Here is a 17,095-nt window from a genome sequence, read left to right as displayed (position 1 = left end):
TCGGGCTACTTCGGGTCGCGGTTGAACTTCGACGTCGACCAGAAGTAGCCGAGCACGGCGAGCCCCACGCACCAGCCGACCGCGAGCCACCCGTTGTGGCCGATGCCGGTGCCGAGCAGCAGCCCCCGGAGGGTCTCGATGGCGGGGGTGAACGGCTGGTACTCGGCGATCGGCTGGAACCAGCCGGGCATCGCGTCGACCGGGACGAAGGCACTGGACAGCAGCGGCAGCAGGATCAGCGGCATCGCGTTGTTGCTGGCGGCCTCCGCGTTCGGGCTGACCAGGCCCATGCCGACCGCGATCCAGGTCAGCGCCAGGGCGAACAGGGCGAGCAGCCCGAACGCCGCCAGCCACTCCACGACGGTGGCGTCGGTGGACCGGAAGCCGATCGCCACGCCGACGGCACCAACCAGCACGACGCTCGCGACGGACTGCAGGACGCTGCCGACGACGTGCCCGACGAGCACCGACCCGCGGTGGACCGCCATGGTCCGGAACCGGGCGATGATGCCCTCGGTCATGTCGTTGGAGACGGAGACGGCGGTGCCGATCACGGTGCTGCCGACGGTCATCAGCAGCAGGCCCGGCAGGAGGTACGCGATGTACTTGGAGCGGTCCGGGGCGCCGCTGATGCCCGCGCTCAGCGTGTCGCCGAGGATGTAGACGAAGAGCAGCAGCAGCATGATCGGGGTGAGCAGCAGGTTCAGGGTCAGCGACGGGTAGCGGCGCGCGTGCAGCAGGTTGCGGCGCAGCATCGTGTTCGAGTCGCGGACGGCGAGGGCGAGGGAGCTCATCGGACCGCCTCCATGGGCTGGTTGGGGACGCCGGCGCCGCCGGTCAGGGCGAAGAACACGTCGTCGAGGTCGGGGGTGTGCACGGTCAGTTCGTCGGCCTCGACGTGGACCGAGTCCAGCCGGTCGAGGATGGAACGCAGGTCGCGCTGGCTGCCGTCGCTGGCGATCTGCAGTGCGAGGGACTCCTCGTCGCGGACGGCGTCGGGAAGGGCCAGGGTGGCCGACTGGTAGGAGACCGGGTCGGTGAAGCGGAGCCGGACGTGCCCGCCGGGGATGAGCCGCTTGAGCTGATCGGCGGTGCCCTCGGCGGCGATCTTCCCGTCGTTGAGCACGGCGATGCGGTCGGCGAGCTCGTCGGCCTCCTCCAGGTACTGGGTGGTGAGGAAGACGGTGGCGCCGTCGGCGACGAGCTCGCGGATGATCTGCCACATGTTGTGCCGGCTGCGCGGGTCGAGGCCGGTGGTGGGCTCGTCGAGGAAGATGATCCGCGGGTTGCCGACCAGCGTCATGGCCAGGTCGAGGCGGCGGCGCATGCCGCCGGAGTAGGTGGAGGCGGGCTTCTTCGCCGCGTCGGTGAGGTCGAACCGTTCCAGGAGCTCGACCGCGGCGCGGCGGCCCGCCCGCTTGGACAGGTGGTGCAGGTCGCCCATGAGGAGCATGTTCTCCTCCCCCGTGATCAGGTTGTCGACGGCGGAGAACTGGCCGGTGACGCCGATCGCCGCGCGGACCGCCTGCGGGTCGCCGGTGAGGTCGTGCCCGCCGACCCGGATGACGCCGGAGCCGGGCCCCGGCGAGATGAGCGTGGAGAGGATCTTGACGGCGGTGGTCTTGCCGGCGCCGTTCGGGCCGAGCAGGGAGAAGATCGTGCCCGCGGGGACGGCCAGGTCGACACCGTCGAGCACGACCTTGTCGCCGTAGGACTTGCGCAGCCCGTTCGCCGCGATGGCCAGGTTGGTCATGATGGTTGCTCCTTCTACAGACTGCGGGCTCTACCGGCCGCGGGCTCTACAGGCTGCGGGCGGCGATGTCGCCGTAGGCGGTGGTCGCGTGGATGGTCAGCTCGGCGGTGCCGCCGGCGTTCTTGAGCGCGTTGTGGACCCGGCCGTAGCTGGTGCCGGCGTCCAGGGACGCGTCGACCCCGGCGGCGGCACCGACGGACACGTCACCGGCCTGGGTGTGCAGCACCACCGCACCACGGACCGCCTCGACGATGCGGATGTCACCCTTCGCGGTGCTGATCTGCGCCGGCCCGTTGAGCCGCCCGACGGAGACGTCACCGGCGAGGGTGGTCAGCCGCGCCCCGGTGACGTCGTCGAGGTTGATGTCGCCGTGCGCGCCGTCGTAGGCGACGTCGCCGAGACGCCCGACGGTGCGGACGTCGGCGCTGGCCGCTTTCACCTCCACCCGGGAACCCGCCGGCAGGCCGACGGTCACCTGGACGGAGCCGGAGCTGCCGAGGATCTGATGCTTCGCGGTCGCCTCGATGCGCAGGACACCGTCGCCGTACACGACCGTGGTCTGCTCGGCGACCTTCACGTCACGGCTCTTGGCCGGGTCCGCGGGCAGCACCTCCACGGTGGTGTCGACGCGGTCGGCGGCGACGAACTGGACCCGACCCGCGGGGATGTCCAGAACGGCGCAGATCGGGGCGGGGGTGTCGAAGGTCTGCATGCTGCTCACTCCTTGGTCTGACTCGGTGCCAAGCCGGTCCGGCTTGCCCACAGACCATCGCGAGCCGCTCTGACACCGGACTGACAGCGCGCTAACACCCCACCGCCACGGCAATCAGCCGCTGTCAGTGGCGACCGGATCTTCCCAGTGGGCAGTCGCGTCGATACTCTGCGTAGCGGGTGATCCTGCGCTGTCCACGGATTGGGGCTCTGCCGGGCAATGAACGACGACGCCAAGTACGTGTCCGAGACCGCCGAGGGTTCGATCGACGACATCCTGCCGAAGCTGCACCCGGTGCCGGCCGGCTACCACTACGTGGCGGCGCTGGACGCGTGGCTGCCGCCCGGCTATACGTACGACTCGGGTCTCGGCGCGGTCATCGCCCCCGACGAGGAGATGACGGTCATCGAGGAGCGGCCGACGGGCGAGCGGGAGCATCCGCCGGCCACCGGACTGCCGGAGCACGAGACGCTGCACGCCGGCGCCGAGCACCGCGGCAGTGGCGGCAACGTGCATCCGGAGCCGTCCACGCAGTCGGGCAGCGAGACGCCCGCGGTGCGGCAGCCCGCGGCCGAGACGCCGCCCGTCGCGCCGACTTCGCCGACTGTTGCGGAGGCGCATCCCGCGCAGCGTCCGGCGACGCCGCCGGCGAAGCAGCCGGCGAAGCAGCCGGCGGTGCCGGCGCGGCTCACCAGGGTCGGCACGTCGCCGCCGACGACCGCGGCCGACCGCGCGTTGCAGGTCAAGGTCGCCGCGGGCACGTCGACCCGGTCCGAGGCACTCGGCTTCTTCCAGCGCAACGGACACCCGGAACTCACCACGCTGCCGTCCTTCAACGCGCGCCTGCACATGTGGATCTTCAGCCAGCCCGGCGTGATCGGGCCGCCGCTGCCGCCGCCGGTCGGCGACGTCATCATCGGCTGGCCCGGCGGCGCCGCACCCAAACCGCAGGACGTGCCGAAGCTGGTGGAGCGCCACCCGGAGGCGCCCCGCTACGTGAGCACGTTCGCCTCGGAGACCGTCAGCGCCGGCTGGCGGGACGCGTTCGACACGAACAATCCGCTGCTGCTGCGGTACGTGCTGCTGACCCTGCTCCCGACCGCCGAGATCGGCGCGTTCGTCGAGAGTTCCTTCGTCAACCCGCTGCTGGCCGCCCCGGCGAACATCGTCGACGCGGCGAGCCTGAGCATCTCCGGCGACGAGGCGCTCGCCCGCGGCGACATCGTGCAGGCCGCCGCGGACAAGGCCGCCGCCACCGGCAAGCTCCTCGAGGCCGGCGCCGCGATCGCGACCGTGCTGCCCATCACCGGCAGCGCCCGCCTGGTCGGCGCCGCCCCGCGCCAGGCGATCCAGCTCACGGCGAAGGCGCAGTGGCTCGGGCCGAAGGCGATCGTCAACGCCCGCAAGGTCTGGATGAGCAACCAGGTCTGGGTCACCGGGCAGTACCTGGAGCATCAGTTCCTGCTCGACGGCAAGCTGATCGTCCCCGACGGCCTGGTCAGCCGCACCGGCGAGAAATACCTGACGAGCCTCACCGACACGCTCATCGTCGAGCACAAGATGGACTCGATCGTGCGGACCGCGATGCGATTCGACTCCAGCTTCTCCCAGACGGCGATGCAGAAGATCCTCGAGCAGGCGCGAGGCTACGTCGCATTGAACGCCGAACTCGGCCTCGGCGGCATCCGCTACGTCGTGACCGAGACCGTGCCGGCCGAGGGCGCGGTCACCGCGTCGACCGGCCTGCGCTGGCTGCTCGCGGAGTTCTTCCCGGAGGAGGTCGCCAACGGCACGCTGAAGGTGTTCTCGACGCCGCCGCGCCCCACCTCGTTCATCCGCTGACGCCGGAGGGCAACCCCATCATGGCAGTTGCGTTCTCGATCGTGCCGGACTCGTTCCTGCTCGTGGCCGACAGCGTGGAACACCCGGCGACGGTCACGTTCACGGTCACGAACCTCGCCACGGTGCCCGCCCGGGCGACGGTGTCGGTCCGTTGCCCGGATCGCGCCCGCGCCTGGTGCAGCGTCGCCGAACCGACCCGGGACCTGCGGCCCGGCACCGCGGCCAGGTTCACCGTCACCGTCCGGCCGGACGATCTCACCGAGACGATCCTCGAGCTCGCCGCGGCCGTCACCGCCGGCACGGACGCGCCGGTGGTCAGCGACCCGGTCGTGGTGCGGGTCGCGCCGGCCGCGCCGTGGCGCCTGGAGGTGACGCCGGCGACAGTGTGGCTGTCCGGCCTCGACTGGGACCCGCCGCCGGACCGGTTCACCGCCGTGGTCTCCGGCCCGTACGGCCGCCGGGTCCGGCTCGGCCTGTCCGAGTTCGCGGTGCCCGCCTACCCGCAGTGGCCGGTCTCCCGGCGGTTCCCGCCCGGCGAATTCCCGCAGGAGCAGTTGCTGCCGCCGACCGGCTGGTTCACGGTGGAGCGTCCGGAGCGGCTGCTGCCGGCGACCCCGGACACGTTCGTCATCGTCGTCGCACCGGGCGCCGAGATCAGCCGGTGGCCGCCCGGGTTCGTGCTGTACCTCAGCGACCTGACCGCCGCCGGCGGCAACCCGGTCGCCACCGCCGACGTCACCCTCATGCAGGGCGCCGAGCCGATCGGCTGACCGCGATACCGGCCGACTCAACAATCTTAAGATCGACATCTTGAAAGTTAATGTCGCGCCGCGTACAAATGAAATATGACAGAGCAGCCGCTGGACTGGCAGGAGCTCACGAACCTGACCCGGGGCCAGCCGTTCGTCGTCGAGCGGGTGCGCCTGGCGGCCAACGGCGTCGCGATCGAGGGCGAGTTCGAGCTGCCGCAACTGGCCCAGCTCAACGTCGAGGACCAGGTCTTCGTCACGGCGTTCGTGCGGTGCCACGGCTCCATCAAGGAGATGGAGCGGATCTTCGGGGTGAGCTACCCGACGATCAAATCCCGGCTGAACCGGATCACGCAGATGCTCGACTTCGTCGAGACCGATCCTGCGCCGTCCCGGGCCGACGTCATCGACCGGCTGCGCCGCGGCGAGATCACCGCGCAGCAGGCACTGTCCGAATTGGAGGGTCGCTCGTGATGCCGCAGTTGTTGACGGTGCGGGTCAACCGCCCGCACCGCCGCCCCATCCGGGTCTGGGTCCCGATCCTGCCCATCGTGCTCGTGTTCTCGCCGATCCTGATCCTGGCCGCACTGGTGGCGGCCGTGACCTGCCTCGTGTACCGCGTCAGCGCGGCACGGGCACTCGACACCAGCTGGCGCATCGTCTCCGCGCTGCCCGGCACCCGGCTCGACCTCGAGCAGGGCCGCACGGCCGTGCTCGTCGCCATCCGATAGGAGCAACTCCGATGAACGAACAACGCAAGGACATCCTCGACATGCTCGCCGCCGGCAAGATCACCGCGGAGGAGGCAGAGCAGCTCATCGCCGCGCTCGAGCGCGACCAGCCGCCGACCGCCTCAGGTCTCGACGCCCGGCCGAAGGGCAAGGCGAAGTACCTGCGGGTCGTGGTGGACGCCGTCGAGAACGGCGAACCGGGACGGGTCAACGTGCGCGTGCCGCTGCAGCTGCTGCGGGCCGGCGTGCGGCTGGCGGCCCTGATCCCGCCGCAGGCACTGGGCTACGCCAACGCCGAGCTGAGCAAGTCCGGCGTGCCGATCGACCTGACCCAGCTCAAGCCCGAACAGCTCGAGGCACTCGTGGAGCACCTCGACGACCTGACCGTGGAGGTCGACCAGCCCGACGCCAAGGTGCGCGTCTTCTGCGAGTGACCGGCACGCTCACCACCACCATCTGACGACGCCCGCGAGGATCAGCAGCGCGGCACGAACGCAAGCACGACCACGGCCATCCCGGCGAGCGCGACGACAGCAGCCGCGCCGGCGAGGAGCGCGGCCAGCGCGGTCAGCGGCCCGACCAGCCGCGCGGCGACGCCGCCGAACATCACCAGCGCCCCAGATCGAGGGCATTCGCGGCGACCGCCTGCAACTACACCTCAACACCCATTTCTGCGCGCGCGATGTCAAGCGCCACGACCTCCGGCTGCACCGGATCGGTCATGCCCGTGCCGCAAGACGGGCGGTAGCCAGCGTCAATCATGAATCCGTTCGCAGATCATGCGGAGTTCCTTCTGAAGCCCGTCAGCCACCTCAATCGCTTGTCTGAGCGATCAGCCGAGGGGTTGGGGTGGGCGGCTCGGCGGGCAGGTCCCAGATGAGCGGGGTCCAGCCCCCGCCGGACGCCGCGAGCCGCCGCCCGTCGGGCGACCAGGAGACGGTGTACACCGCCGCGGGGTGGCCGTCGAGGACGAGGATCGGGTCTGGGTGGGGTGGCTGCCAGATGCGGACGGAGCAGTCCGCGCCGCCGGTGGCCAGCCGCTTGCCGTCCGGCGCCCAGGCCACGCAACGCAGCGCCGCCTTGCGGTCGATCAACACGTGCTGCTCGGTCATGGTGGCGGCGTCCCGGATGATGATCTCTTCGTCGAGCGTGGTGGCAAGATACCGCCCGTCCGGTGACCAAGCCAGGCCGTAGTGACCGGCCGGAGACACGCGCGCTCGGACGGTGTTGGCGTTCGTGTCCCAGAGGCGCAGACTTCGCGCGTCTTGCACCGCCAGCAGATGCGGTTCGATCGGCGACCAGACACCGACCCCGACAAGATCATGCCTTCCCGCATTCAGGGTGGTGACGGCCGCGCCGGTGGCGGCGTCCCAGAGCCGAATTGTGGACCGGTCGCCGACTGCGGTGGCCAGCAACGCGCCGTCACACGACCACGCGGCAACGTTGACCGTCTGCCGGTCCTCACTGATGTGCAACCGTTGCCTGCCGGTCGCGGCGTCCCAGACCCGCACGGCACCGTCGACGTCCCCGGTCACCAGCGATGCGCTGTCCGGCGTCCACGCGAGCGCGGAAATCTCCTCCTGCTGCTCGATCGTCACGCGGACCGCGCCGACGGCGACGTCCCAGAAATAGGTCGTGCCATCGTTCCCGGCGACCGCGATCGTCTCGCCGCCCGGGGACCAGACGAGTCGCGCACTCGGCGAGTGGAGGTCCTCCCAGCCAGGGTTGGGTCGTTCGCCGGTGTCCACCCTGGACGGGGGCAGGGCGATGACCGTGGCCGGCTGCAGCACCGGTGGTTCCGGGCTCGGCGGCACCAGCGGCGGCAGGCCGAGCGCCGTCCGCAGATCGTCCAAATACGGCCGGCGTGGCAGCATGCCCGGGCTGACACCGGTGAACGTCCGGTGTCCGGCGTTGCTCAGCCGCTTGAACGTCCAGTCCCGCTCCAGCAGCAGCGGCATGATCGGCACCCCTGCTGTCAGCGCGTGCGCAACCTGCTGGTCGACCCAGTCCGACAGTTCCGCCCGCTGGGTCATCAGCACGACGAACACGCCGCAGGTGTCGATCTGGCGGCGGATCACCGTCAACCACTGCGTGCCGTACTCGGCCGGCGGCTGGAACCACACCGTCATCCCGGTTGCTGCCAACTGCGCGGCCAGCCGGTCGCGGTACCCGGCATCACTCGGGTGATAGGCGATGTACACATGACCGGCCACCCGACCATGCTGCCACCGACGCCGTCACCGGGGCAGCCGCGTGCACAGCGCCGTGACCGCCGCGACGACGTCAACGTCGGCAGGGTCCCGGCCTGGTCAGAACTCCACGTCGAGGGTGACCAGCCGGTGGCCGAGCGGCGGGGCGGCGTGCAGGTCCGGGCTCTTGTACGCGGGTCGCAGGTCCGGGAACCGGTCCAGCAGGATGCGGAAGCACTCGTCGGCCTCCATCCGGGCCAGCGCCGCACCGAGACAGTAGAAGGCGCCCATCCCGAAGGAGGTGTGCCGGTTGGGTTTCCGCGTGATGTCGAACTTGTCGGGCTGCTCGAACACCTCGGGGTCGCGGTTGCCGGCGAGCATCGCCAGGTAGAACTGCTGACCCGCGGGGAACGGGTGCCCCGCCACGTCGACCGGCTCGCTGCTGACCCGCACGATGACCCCGGCCGGGCCGTCACAGCGCAGCATCTCCTCCACCGCCGAGGCGGTCAGGGTCGGATCGGACCGCAGCAGCGCCAGCTGGTCCGGGTTGTCGAAGAGCAGCAGCAGGCCGTTGGCGATCAGGCCCGCCGTGGTCTCGTGCCCGGCGAAGAGCAGCAGCACGCAGTTGGCGACGATCTCGTCCTCGGTGACCGTGCCGTCGCGTTCCGCGGCGACGAACATGCTGAGGATGTCCTCGCGCGGCTCCTGCCGCCGCTGCTCGACCAGCAGCCGCAGGTGGTCCTGCATCTCCAGGACGCTGCGCTGCGCCTGCCGCAGCCGGTCCATGTCGGCGAGCTGGAACACCGCGAGGATGTCCCGCGACCACAGCTGCAGCTGGACCCGGTCACTCGCCGGCATCCCCAGGATCTCCGCGATGACGTTGGCCGGCAGCGGATACGCCAGGTCCTTGACGACGTCCATCCGGCCGTGCGGTGCCACCGCGTCCAGCAGCTCGTGGGTGATCTCCCGGACCCGCGGGCGCAGCGCGTTCACGGTGACGGGCGTGAAGTACCGCTTCAGCAGCTGCTGGAACCGGACGTGGTCCGTCGGGTCGGTGTGACCCATCCACATCTGGATCGAGCGCCGCAACGGCAGCAGCTCCTCCTGCTCCTGCGCGCTCAGCCGGTCCAGGCCCTGCCCCAGGTTCGCGGTGTCGAGCCGCCGGTCCTTCAGCGCCGCGACGATGTCCGCGTGCCGGGTCAGCAGGCACGCGTTGAGTTGTGGAATCCAGCTGATCGGGCTCTCGGCCTGGATCCGGTGCAGCAGCGGCATCGGATCGGCCATCGCCTCGGGTGTGAAGATGTCGTACGACCGAAGTGCCCCACTCACATCTGTCATGACCCGATCCTCGCCAACGAATCAGCCGATGGCTATGTCGCCCGGCGTGCCCGTTTTGGCGGTTGGTGCATCGCCGGGGTCCGGGCCGCGCGCGATCGGCGTGCTCACCCGTCGGCGGCGCTCATGGCCGGCACGCCCGCCGGCGTCTCCGCGGGGGGCAGGGTCAGCTCCTTCAGGCCGATCCGCCGGTGCAGGCGCCGCAGCGCCGCCGGCGCCCACCAGTTCCACCGGCCGAGCAGGGTCATCGTGGCCGGGACGAGCAGGCAGCGCACCACGGTCGCGTCGATGAACACCGCCGTGGCCAGGCCGAGCCCGATCTGCTCGATGCTGCCCATCTGCGCCGCGGCGAAGCAGCCGAACACGATGACCATGAGCAGCGCGGCGGAGGTGATGACCCGGCCCGTGTGCTGCAGCCCGCGCCGGACGGCGGCGTTCGTGTCGTCGCCGCCGTCGACGTACTCCTTGACCCGGCCGAGCAGGAACACCTCGTAGTCCATGGACAGCGCGAACGCGAACGCGAACAGGATGACCACGACGAACGGATCCAGGCCGCCGACGGTGAGCGTGCCGAGGAGCCCGGAGAGCCAGCCGTGCTCGAACACGGCGACCATGACGCCGAGCGTCGCGCCCAGGGAGACGACGTTGGCGAGGATCGCCTTCACCGGCACCACCACCGAACCGGTCATCGCGAACAGCAGCACCAGCATCGCGGTCAGCGTGATACCCAGCGCGAGGGGCAGGTCGTCGACGATGAGGTCGACGAGGTCCACCAGTACCGCGGCGTCACCGGTCACCCACGACTGCACGCCGGCGGGGCGGTCGGCACGGACCCGGTGCACCAGGTCCTTCGCGGCGTCGTCCTGCGCGCCGCCGCGCAGGTTCAGCTCCACGGCGGCCAGGCCGGACCCGACCGGCTTCGCCGGCTGCACCTTGGCCACGGCCGGGTCGGCGGACCAGCGGGCGGCATATGCGTCCAGGTCCGCCGCGCCGGTCCGCGCGACGAGCGTGATCGTCGGGGCGAACGAGCGGCCGAAGCGGGCGTTGAGCTCGTCGGCGACCCGGACCGACTCGATGCTGCGCGGCATGCCCTGCAGGCCGGGCAGCTTCACCGTCGCCGACAGCAGCGGCAGCCCGGCGGCGAGCAGCAGCACCGCGGTGAGCACCGCGACGAGCGCCGCGCGGCGCTGCACGAGCGCGGCGAGCGCCGCGAAGAAGCCGCGGGCGGCCTCGTCGGCGGCGGGCCGGCGGGCGGGTTTGAGGCGCCGGCGGGCCAGCCCGATGAGCGCGGCGGTGAACGTCAGCGACGCCAGCATCGCGACCAGCGCGATCGACACGCCGGCGGCGCCGAGCGCGGTCAGCTGCCGCACCGAGAACGCCAGGAGCCCGGCGAGCGCGGCGGCGACGGTCAGCGCGCTGAACAAAATGGTGCGCCCGGCGGTCGCCCAGGCCCTGCCGATGGCGACGTCGGGGGCGAACCCGGCGGCGAGCTCCTCGCGGTAGCGGGCCACGAGCAGCAGCCCGTAGTCGACCGACAGGCCCAGTCCGAGCAGCGACGCGACGGTCAACGCGTTGTTGTCGACGTCGGTGAACGTGGTGAACACATACAGCACGGGGAACACGGATGCGACGGACACGACCGCGGCGAGGACCGGTACACCGGCCGCCACGAGACCGCCGAACACGACGACGAGCACGACGAGGGTGAGCGGCAGCGACAGCAGCTCGGCCCGGTCCCGGTCGGCGGCGAGGGTCCGGCTGGAGTCGCGGCTGATCGTGGCGGAACCACCGACGCGGACGTCGGCGGCGGCCGGCAGCTCGGCGTCGAACCGATCAAATTCGGTCTCGACCTTGTCGACGGCCGTGTTGCGGGTCGGCCTGTCGACCTTCTCCAGGGTTGCCACGACGAGCAGCGCACGGCCGTCGGGCGACACCGCCGTCGCCTCGACCTGCCGCACGTGCTCGACGCCGCGCACGCGGTCCGCGACCGCGGCGACGGCGGCGCGGACGTCCTGCGCGGCCGGGTCGACGCCGTCCACCAGGGCGATGACCGTCCCGGACGAGTCGTCGGCGGTGCCGATCAGGTCGTACGCCTCGATCGACTCGACCTTCTTGCGCACGCTGTTGCCTTCGGAGATCGCGTTGAGCAGGGGCCCGGCGGCCAGGACACCACCGGCGACCGCGACCAGCCAGACACCCAGCACCCACCACCGGCGCCGGAAACACCAGCTGCCCAGCCGCGCCATGAAACCCTCAGCCATCCGACCCGTTCTCCGTCCGCACCGGCGAATCCCTTGCACCAACGTGTCAGACGCCGCGAAGGGTTGCCGCAGCGGGGGCGGCCGGGCGGTCAGCGGTTCCAGGTCAGCTGTTTCGTGAACCGCAGCAGGGTCCCGGTCCCGTCGACCGACACCACGTCCAGGCCGTCGACCACGGCCGCGACCATCTGCAGCCCACGGCCCGCCTCGGCCAGCACGTCACCGGCCCGGACGGTCGACGGATCGAACCCGCCGCCGTCGTCCGTCACCTCGATCACGCACAGGTCCCCGTCGACGCTGACGTCGACGTGGTAGGTGGTGGCGAGGTCGGCGTGCTTGATGACGTTGCTGCACGCCTCGCTCAGCGCCAGGCGGATGTCGTCGCGACAGTCCTCCTCGACGCCCGCACCGGCCAGGGCACCGTCCAGCATCCGGCGGGTCTGGCCCACTCCGGCCGACTCGCGAGGCAGGTCCAGCGACATCTGCAGGTGCACCGCGTCGGTCATGGGTTCGCTCCAGGGTCGTCGTTGCGATGCCGGACCGGTACCCCAACATTGCCGTCGGCAATCAGCCGGTTCGCCGCGCGGTCCGCCAGTGCCGGACCGCCAGCACGAGCGCTGCCTCGACCGTCCAGGCGGCGAGCACCAGGGCCGCGTCGCGGACGTCGGGGTGGCCGTCGACGGCGCCGCGGCCGACCCCGCCGGGCCGGTACGTCGGCAGCGCCTCGGCCAGGTCGACCAGCGACGCCGGGAACAGCACGACCGGAACCAGCAGGCCGCCGAGCAGCGACCCGATGCTCAGCACGCCGTTGGTGACGGCCGGCAGGTCACTCGCCGCGGTCAGCTGGCCGAGGACCAGGCCCAGCAGCGCGAACGGCAGGGTGGCCAGCCAGATCCCGGCGACGACCTGGGTCCACGCCCCGGCGGCCAGGTCGACCTGCTCGACGATCCGGTGGCCGAGGTACAGCGCCGCCGGCAGGGCGACGGCGAGCAGCACGGCCTGCCGGCGCTCCGGCACCAGGTGTCCGAGCATTCCGAGCATGAGGTCTCCTCCGTCGTGCCGCGGCGCGGTCAGGGACGGACGTCGGTGCAGGCGCCTGACGTCCGGCGGCCCGTCCAGGCTGCGGCGGCGGATTATCGCCGCGGCATCGCCGGCTTATCCGGGGTCGACCTCGGCGAGCAGCGCCATGACCTGCGCCTCCAGTGCCGGTGCGCGGATCACCTGGAGCAGCTCCAGCGCCCGGCGCCATTCGGTGACGGCGAGCGCCGGGTCCTCGCCGGCCGCCAGTTCGCCGAGCACCATGCAGACCCGGGCCTCGACCAGCCGCTCCCCCAGGTCGCGGGCCAGCCGCCGGGCGTCCCGCAGCGCCGCCGCGGCGCCGGCCAGGTCACCGCCGCGCAGGCCGGCGGTGCCGACGCCCAGCAGCGCGTACGCCTCACCGACCGGATCGCCGAGTTCCCGGACGACGGCGAGGGCCTGCTCGAAGACGTAGGCGGCCTGCGGCTCCTGCGCCTGCAGGTGCAGTTCGCCGAGCCGGTGCAGCACCTGCGCCTCGACCCGGGCGCTGCCGGCGCGGCGGATGGCCTGCAACGCCTCCGGCAGCAGGGTGCGGGCCGCCTCGAGGTCGCCCTGCTCGAGTTTGATCTGGGCCAGGTTCTGCAGCGTGTACGCGGCCGCGACCAGGTCCTCGTTGCGGCGGAACGTGGTCAGGATCCGCAGGTACCGTTCGGTGGCCTCGGCGTAGCGGCCGTGCATCCGGTCGACGAACGCGATGTGCCCTTCGACGAGCGCCACGCCCTGCTCGTCGCCGAGGCGTTCGAGCCGGGTGCGGGCCGCCTCCAGGGCGTCCAGCGCCTCGTCGAAGCGCCGCTCCACGATGCGCAGCGAGCCGATGGAGTACAGCGTGGCCGCCTGCCCCCGCTCGTCGCCCGCCTCGGTCGCGGCGGCCAGGGCGACCCGGTGCGTCTCGCGCCAGTCGCCGAGGTAGTTGCGGGACTCGAAGAGCGTGACCGCGGTCCGCGCCAGGCCCCAGCAGTGCTCGACGAGACCGGCCGCCGCGGCGTGCCGGACGGCGGCGACGAGGACCGGCCGTTCCCGCTCGAACCACGGCAGCGGCGGGTCGACCAGCCGCCGCACCTGCGCCGGCGGCAGCGGGTACAGCGCGGCCGGCGACCGGAAGCGCAGGAAGTCACCGCCGTACATGGCGTCGTGCGCGGCGCCGGCGAGCAGCAGCAGCGCGCCCAGGTACCGGCCGAGCGCGGCGTCGCGGGCCGCGGCTGTCTCGTCCTGCAGCAGCCGTTCCCGGGCGAAGACGCGGATGAGGTCGTGCAGCCGGTACCGGGTGGACTCGCCGCGACTCGAGCCGCTGGTCTCGACCAGTTGCGCGTCGGCGAGCTCGTCGAGCAGGTCCTGCGCGTCCGGCAGCGCCGTGTCGAGCAGCGCGGCCGCGACCCAGCCGGAGAAGTGCGGGACCTCGGGCACGGTCAGCAGCCGCAGCAGCCGCTGCGCGTCGGGGGCCAGATGGTCGTAGGTGAGGGCGATGCTGGCGCGGACCCCCAGGCCGCTGTGCTTGAGCTCGTCCAGCCGCCGGGTCTCGATCACGAGGCGCTGCAACAGCTGGTCGACGCTCCAATGTGGACGCGCGGCGAGCCGGGCACCGGCGATGCGCAACGCGAGAGGCAGGTGCCCGCACAGCTCGGCGAGCTGCGCCGTCGACGCGGACTCTGCCTCGATGCGGTCCGCGCCGACGACCCGGGACAGCAGCTGCACCGAATGAGCGGCGTCGAACACGTCGATGTCGACGTGGACCGCGCCCGGCAGCCCGGCCAGCCGCCCGCGGCTGGTGACCATGACGGCCGAGCGGGACGTGCCCGGCACCAGCGGCCGGACCTGGCTCTCGCTGCTCGCGTTGTCCAGCACCACCAGCATCCGCCGGTTGCTCAGCAGCGCCCGGTAGCGTTCCGCGCACTCGTCGAGCGTCGTCGGGATCTGCGCGCCGGGCACGCCCAGCGCCCGCAGGAACCGTTCCAGCACCTGCATCGCGCTGACCTGGCCGCTGTTGCGCCCGTGCAGGTCGGCGAACAGCTGACCGTCGGGGTACCGGGCGGCGAGCCGGTGCGCGGCGTGCACGGCCAGGGTGGTCTTGCCGACGCCGGGTTTGCCGGGCATGACGACGACCGGCACCGCGAACCGGGACGCGTCCTGCGCGGCGAGCGTCAGCTGCCGTTCGATCGCGTCGAGCTGGGCGCTGCGCCCGGTGAAGTCGGCGATGTCCGTGGGCAGCAGGTGCGGCGCCGGCAGCGGCGGCTCCCCGCCCTGCTCCGGCGACGGCAGGCTGAGCTGCGGGTCGCCGGTCAGGATCGCGTGTTCGAGCCGGCGCAGGTCCTCGCCCGGCTCCAGGCCGAGTTCCTCGACGAGGTGCCGCCGGGCGGCCCGGTAGGCGTCCAGGGCCTCCGGCTGCCGGCCCGAGCGGTACAGGGCGAGCATCAGCTGCCCGAGCAACCTGCTGCGCAGCGGCTGCTCGGCGACCAGGGCGGTGAGCTCGTCGATCAGCTCCCGGTGCCGGCCGAGCCCGAGCTCCAGCTCGACGCACTCCTCCACGGCGGTGCAGCGCCGCTCCGCCAGCCGCGCCGCCGCCGACTCGACCAGCCGGCTGTCGACACCGTCGAACGCGGGCCCGCGCCACAGCGCCGCCGCCTCCCGGTAGCGGGCCACCGCCTCCTCGACGCGTCGCAGGTCACGCAGGCGCCGCGCCTCCCGCAGCGCCGCCTCGAACCGGTGCAGGTCCAACTGGTCGTCGTCGAGGCGCAGCCGGTACCCATGTGCCTCGGTCACGATCGCGGCGGGCTGCCCGTGCCCGGCGAACAGCCGCCGCAACGCGGAGACACAGATCTGCACCTGGACCCGGGCGGTCGACGGCGGGTCCTCGCCGTAGAGCGCCTCGACCAGCCGGTCGAGGCGAACGGCCCGGTTCGCGTCGAGGGTCAGCGCGGCGAGGACCGTGCGCTGCCGCTGGCTGCCGAGGTCGAGTCGCTCCCCGCCGGCCAGGACCTCGAGCGTGCCCAGGACGAGGAACTCCACACCCGCCTCCCCCACCCCCGACGATCAAGCCCACCGTACGCCCATCACGTTGGCGGCGGCGACTCCCGGGGTGGCGCGGTGAGCAGTTGCTCGATCAGCTTCGCGGCGGCCGGTGCGCCGCCCGCGGCGGTCAGCGCCGCACCCAGCTCCGCGGCCCGCCGCCGGAAGCCGGGGTCCTTGAGCACCTGCGCCACGGCCCGTCCCACCCGGCCCGCGGCCGGGCTTCCGGTCCGCAGGTCCAACCCGACGCCGGACCAGGCGACCCGGCGCCCTACCTCCGGCTTGTCCAGCGTCGCGCCGGCCACCACGAGCGGCACCCCGGCCTGCACCGCGGCGAGCGCGCCGCCCCACCCGCCGTTCGTCACGACCACGTCGACCAGCGGCAGCAGCAGGTCGTGCGGGACGAACCGGGCCACCCGGACGTTGCCCGGCAGCGGATCCAACGCCGACTCGGGCGCGCCGCCGGTGGTGGCGACGACCAGCGCCTCCCCGCCCGCCAGCGCGGCGATCGTGGGTCGCAGCAGGTCATCCGGGTCGACGTCGAGGGTGCCCTGGGTGACGTGCACGACCGGCCGGCCCTGCGCCCGGGCGGCGGCCAGCTCGGGCCACCACTCGGGCAGCTGCGCGTCGGCCCGCGCGGCGGGCGCCAGCCGGCCCACGTAGTGCACGTGCGCGGGCAGGTCCGGACGGGGATAGTCCAGCCCCGGCACCCCCTGCGCCAGCACCAGATGCGGCGAGTACCCGTCGTCGAGGCTCGCATCCGCGCGCTGCGGCAGGCCCACCTCGCCCCGGACCCGGTTGACCTGCGGGGCGAGCATCTTCCGGGAGACGCCGCCGATGAGGGACCGCAGCGCCGCGTCGCGGAACCGCCCGACCGGCCCGGTGACCGGCAGCAGCCGCAGCCCGACCGGGGGCAGGTGCCGGCTGGTCAGGGTCAGCGCGGTGATCGCCACCGTCGCCCAGGGCAACCCCAACGCCTCCGCGGCCAGCGCCGAGCCGAGCGCGAGCTGGTCGGCGGCGATCGCGTCGATCGGGCGGCCCGCGGCGCTGTGCTCCTCGACCGTGGCGCGGATGTCGGCGGCCTGCCCGGCGGCCGTGCCGAGCAGCACCAGCTCGACGTTGGCCCGGCCACTGCGCATCCCCTTGCCGTTGCCGACCGCCGGAAAGGTGGCCGCGAGGTCCGCGTCGTCGTAGTCCTGGGCCTGCACCCACGGCCGGACCTGCGCACCGAGCTCGGCGAACCGCGACACGTACTTCCCGCCGGTGTACGCCACGACCTCATGCCCACGGGCGATCAGCTCGGCGGCCAGTCCAGCCGTGGGTCCGACATGCCCGGCGAACGGCATGGACGTGACCAGGAAGCGACTCATGCCCCCAGGATGTCAGGGACCGTCAGGTGCCGATGAACGGGTTACGGCCATGGGGACGCCCCGTCCGAGTGAGCCG

At 72.4% G+C, this 17,095-nt stretch carries 16 protein-coding genes; 5 read left to right on the top strand and 11 right to left on the bottom strand.

Annotated elements, in window-relative coordinates; genetic code table 11:
• Nucleotides 1–5: 5 nt before the first annotated feature.
• The 3 genes from AB0K00_RS48650 to AB0K00_RS48640 are packed head-to-tail and all read right to left on the bottom strand — an operon-like array spanning nucleotide 6 to nucleotide 2,465.
• A complete protein-coding gene (locus AB0K00_RS48650) occupies nucleotides 6–794 on the bottom strand; it encodes an ABC transporter permease (RefSeq protein ID WP_363536986.1) in 789 nt (262 codons plus the stop codon).
• Nucleotides 791–1,753, bottom strand: a complete 963-nt coding sequence (locus tag AB0K00_RS48645; protein WP_363536984.1) for an ATP-binding cassette domain-containing protein — start codon at nucleotides 1,751–1,753, stop codon at nucleotides 791–793. Before AB0K00_RS48645 ends, AB0K00_RS48650 begins: the two co-directional genes overlap by 4 nt.
• A gap of 46 nt (nucleotides 1,754–1,799) precedes the next feature.
• Nucleotides 1,800–2,465 (bottom strand): DUF4097 family beta strand repeat-containing protein, encoded by a 666-nt coding sequence (locus AB0K00_RS48640; protein WP_363536981.1) that lies wholly within the window; start codon nucleotides 2,463–2,465, stop codon nucleotides 1,800–1,802.
• 219 nt (nucleotides 2,466–2,684) lie between these two features.
• Between AB0K00_RS48640 and AB0K00_RS48635 the strand changes: the two genes are divergently transcribed.
• The 5 genes from AB0K00_RS48635 (at nucleotide 2,685) to AB0K00_RS48615 (ending at nucleotide 6,221) form a co-directional block, all read left to right on the top strand.
• The gene (locus tag AB0K00_RS48635; RefSeq protein ID WP_363536978.1) at nucleotides 2,685–4,307 is read left to right on the top strand and encodes a hypothetical protein; all 1,623 of its coding nucleotides are present in this window, start codon (nucleotides 2,685–2,687) and stop codon (nucleotides 4,305–4,307) included.
• 20 nt (nucleotides 4,308–4,327) lie between these two features.
• Entirely contained in the window at nucleotides 4,328–5,077 is a 750-nt protein-coding gene (locus AB0K00_RS48630) for a hypothetical protein (protein ID WP_363536975.1), read from the top strand.
• Between the two features lie 75 nt (nucleotides 5,078–5,152).
• Nucleotides 5,153–5,530 carry a DUF2089 domain-containing protein gene (locus AB0K00_RS48625; RefSeq protein WP_363536972.1) on the top strand — a complete coding sequence of 126 codons (378 nt, stop codon included), beginning with the start codon at nucleotides 5,153–5,155 and terminating at the stop codon, nucleotides 5,528–5,530.
• Complete coding sequence (locus AB0K00_RS48620; protein ID WP_363536969.1) at nucleotides 5,530–5,787, top strand: hypothetical protein; 258 nt, start codon at nucleotides 5,530–5,532, stop codon at nucleotides 5,785–5,787. Before AB0K00_RS48625 ends, AB0K00_RS48620 begins: the two co-directional genes overlap by 1 nt.
• An 11-nt stretch (nucleotides 5,788–5,798) precedes the next feature.
• A complete protein-coding gene (locus AB0K00_RS48615) occupies nucleotides 5,799–6,221 on the top strand; it encodes a hypothetical protein (RefSeq protein ID WP_363536966.1) in 423 nt (140 codons plus the stop codon).
• A 41-nt stretch (nucleotides 6,222–6,262) separates the two neighbouring features.
• Here AB0K00_RS48615 and AB0K00_RS48610 read toward each other — a convergent pair whose 3' ends face one another.
• The 8 genes from AB0K00_RS48610 to AB0K00_RS48575 all read right to left on the bottom strand — a co-directional run bounded on the left by AB0K00_RS48610 (nucleotide 6,263) and on the right by AB0K00_RS48575 (nucleotide 17,019).
• Nucleotides 6,263–6,397 carry a hypothetical protein gene (locus AB0K00_RS48610; protein WP_363536963.1) on the bottom strand — a complete coding sequence of 45 codons (135 nt, stop codon included), beginning with the start codon at nucleotides 6,395–6,397 and terminating at the stop codon, nucleotides 6,263–6,265.
• A 202-nt stretch (nucleotides 6,398–6,599) separates the two neighbouring features.
• The gene (locus tag AB0K00_RS48605) at nucleotides 6,600–8,000 is read right to left on the bottom strand and encodes a TIR domain-containing protein (protein ID WP_363536960.1); all 1,401 of its coding nucleotides are present in this window, start codon (nucleotides 7,998–8,000) and stop codon (nucleotides 6,600–6,602) included.
• Between the two features lie 96 nt (nucleotides 8,001–8,096).
• Nucleotides 8,097–9,314 (bottom strand): cytochrome P450, encoded by a 1,218-nt coding sequence (locus AB0K00_RS48600; RefSeq protein WP_363536957.1) that lies wholly within the window; start codon nucleotides 9,312–9,314, stop codon nucleotides 8,097–8,099.
• Between the two features lie 104 nt (nucleotides 9,315–9,418).
• Nucleotides 9,419–11,572, bottom strand: a complete 2,154-nt coding sequence (locus tag AB0K00_RS48595) for an MMPL family transporter (protein ID WP_363536954.1) — start codon at nucleotides 11,570–11,572, stop codon at nucleotides 9,419–9,421.
• A gap of 89 nt (nucleotides 11,573–11,661) precedes the next feature.
• Nucleotides 11,662–12,075, bottom strand: a complete 414-nt coding sequence (locus tag AB0K00_RS48590) for an ATP-binding protein (protein WP_363536951.1) — start codon at nucleotides 12,073–12,075, stop codon at nucleotides 11,662–11,664.
• 61 nt (nucleotides 12,076–12,136) lie between these two features.
• Entirely contained in the window at nucleotides 12,137–12,610 is a 474-nt protein-coding gene (locus AB0K00_RS48585; RefSeq protein ID WP_363536948.1) for a hypothetical protein, read from the bottom strand.
• 114 nt (nucleotides 12,611–12,724) lie between these two features.
• Complete coding sequence (locus tag AB0K00_RS48580) at nucleotides 12,725–15,649, bottom strand: BTAD domain-containing putative transcriptional regulator (protein WP_363536945.1); 2,925 nt, start codon at nucleotides 15,647–15,649, stop codon at nucleotides 12,725–12,727.
• Nucleotides 15,650–15,693: 44 nt separating this feature from the next.
• Nucleotides 15,694–17,019, bottom strand: coding sequence for a glycosyltransferase (locus AB0K00_RS48575; RefSeq protein ID WP_363536942.1), 1,326 nt, complete (start codon nucleotides 17,017–17,019; stop codon nucleotides 15,694–15,696).
• Between the last annotated feature and the right edge of the window lie 76 nt (nucleotides 17,020–17,095).

It is taken from the genome of Dactylosporangium sp. NPDC049525 (genome assembly GCF_040676755.1).
In the GTDB taxonomy this organism is placed as follows: domain Bacteria; phylum Actinomycetota; class Actinomycetes; order Mycobacteriales; family Micromonosporaceae; genus Dactylosporangium.
Note: the sequence above shows the minus strand (reverse complement) of the source record. Positions and strands in the feature narration are given on the sequence as shown.

What these genes read in the sequence shown, in the direction of transcription:
- AB0K00_RS48640 (WP_363536981.1), bottom strand. Translation starts at nt 2,465, where the DNA reads ATGCAGACCTTCGACACCCCCGCCCCGATCTGCGCCGTTCTGGACATC.
- AB0K00_RS48625 (WP_363536972.1), top strand. Translation starts at nt 5,153, where the DNA reads ATGACAGAGCAGCCGCTGGACTGGCAGGAGCTCACGAACCTGACCCGG.
- AB0K00_RS48585 (WP_363536948.1), bottom strand. Translation starts at nt 12,610, where the DNA reads ATGCTCGGAATGCTCGGACACCTGGTGCCGGAGCGCCGGCAGGCCGTG.
- AB0K00_RS48650 (WP_363536986.1), bottom strand. Translation starts at nt 794, where the DNA reads ATGAGCTCCCTCGCCCTCGCCGTCCGCGACTCGAACACGATGCTGCGC.
- AB0K00_RS48630 (WP_363536975.1), top strand. Translation starts at nt 4,328, where the DNA reads ATGGCAGTTGCGTTCTCGATCGTGCCGGACTCGTTCCTGCTCGTGGCC.
- AB0K00_RS48620 (WP_363536969.1), top strand. Translation starts at nt 5,530, where the DNA reads ATGCCGCAGTTGTTGACGGTGCGGGTCAACCGCCCGCACCGCCGCCCC.
- AB0K00_RS48590 (WP_363536951.1), bottom strand. Translation starts at nt 12,075, where the DNA reads ATGACCGACGCGGTGCACCTGCAGATGTCGCTGGACCTGCCTCGCGAG.
- AB0K00_RS48595 (WP_363536954.1), bottom strand. Translation starts at nt 11,572, where the DNA reads ATGGCTGAGGGTTTCATGGCGCGGCTGGGCAGCTGGTGTTTCCGGCGC.
- AB0K00_RS48615 (WP_363536966.1), top strand. Translation starts at nt 5,799, where the DNA reads ATGAACGAACAACGCAAGGACATCCTCGACATGCTCGCCGCCGGCAAG.
- AB0K00_RS48575 (WP_363536942.1), bottom strand. Translation starts at nt 17,019, where the DNA reads ATGAGTCGCTTCCTGGTCACGTCCATGCCGTTCGCCGGGCATGTCGGA.
- AB0K00_RS48635 (WP_363536978.1), top strand. Translation starts at nt 2,685, where the DNA reads ATGAACGACGACGCCAAGTACGTGTCCGAGACCGCCGAGGGTTCGATC.
- AB0K00_RS48600 (WP_363536957.1), bottom strand. Translation starts at nt 9,314, where the DNA reads ATGACAGATGTGAGTGGGGCACTTCGGTCGTACGACATCTTCACACCC.
- AB0K00_RS48645 (WP_363536984.1), bottom strand. Translation starts at nt 1,753, where the DNA reads ATGACCAACCTGGCCATCGCGGCGAACGGGCTGCGCAAGTCCTACGGC.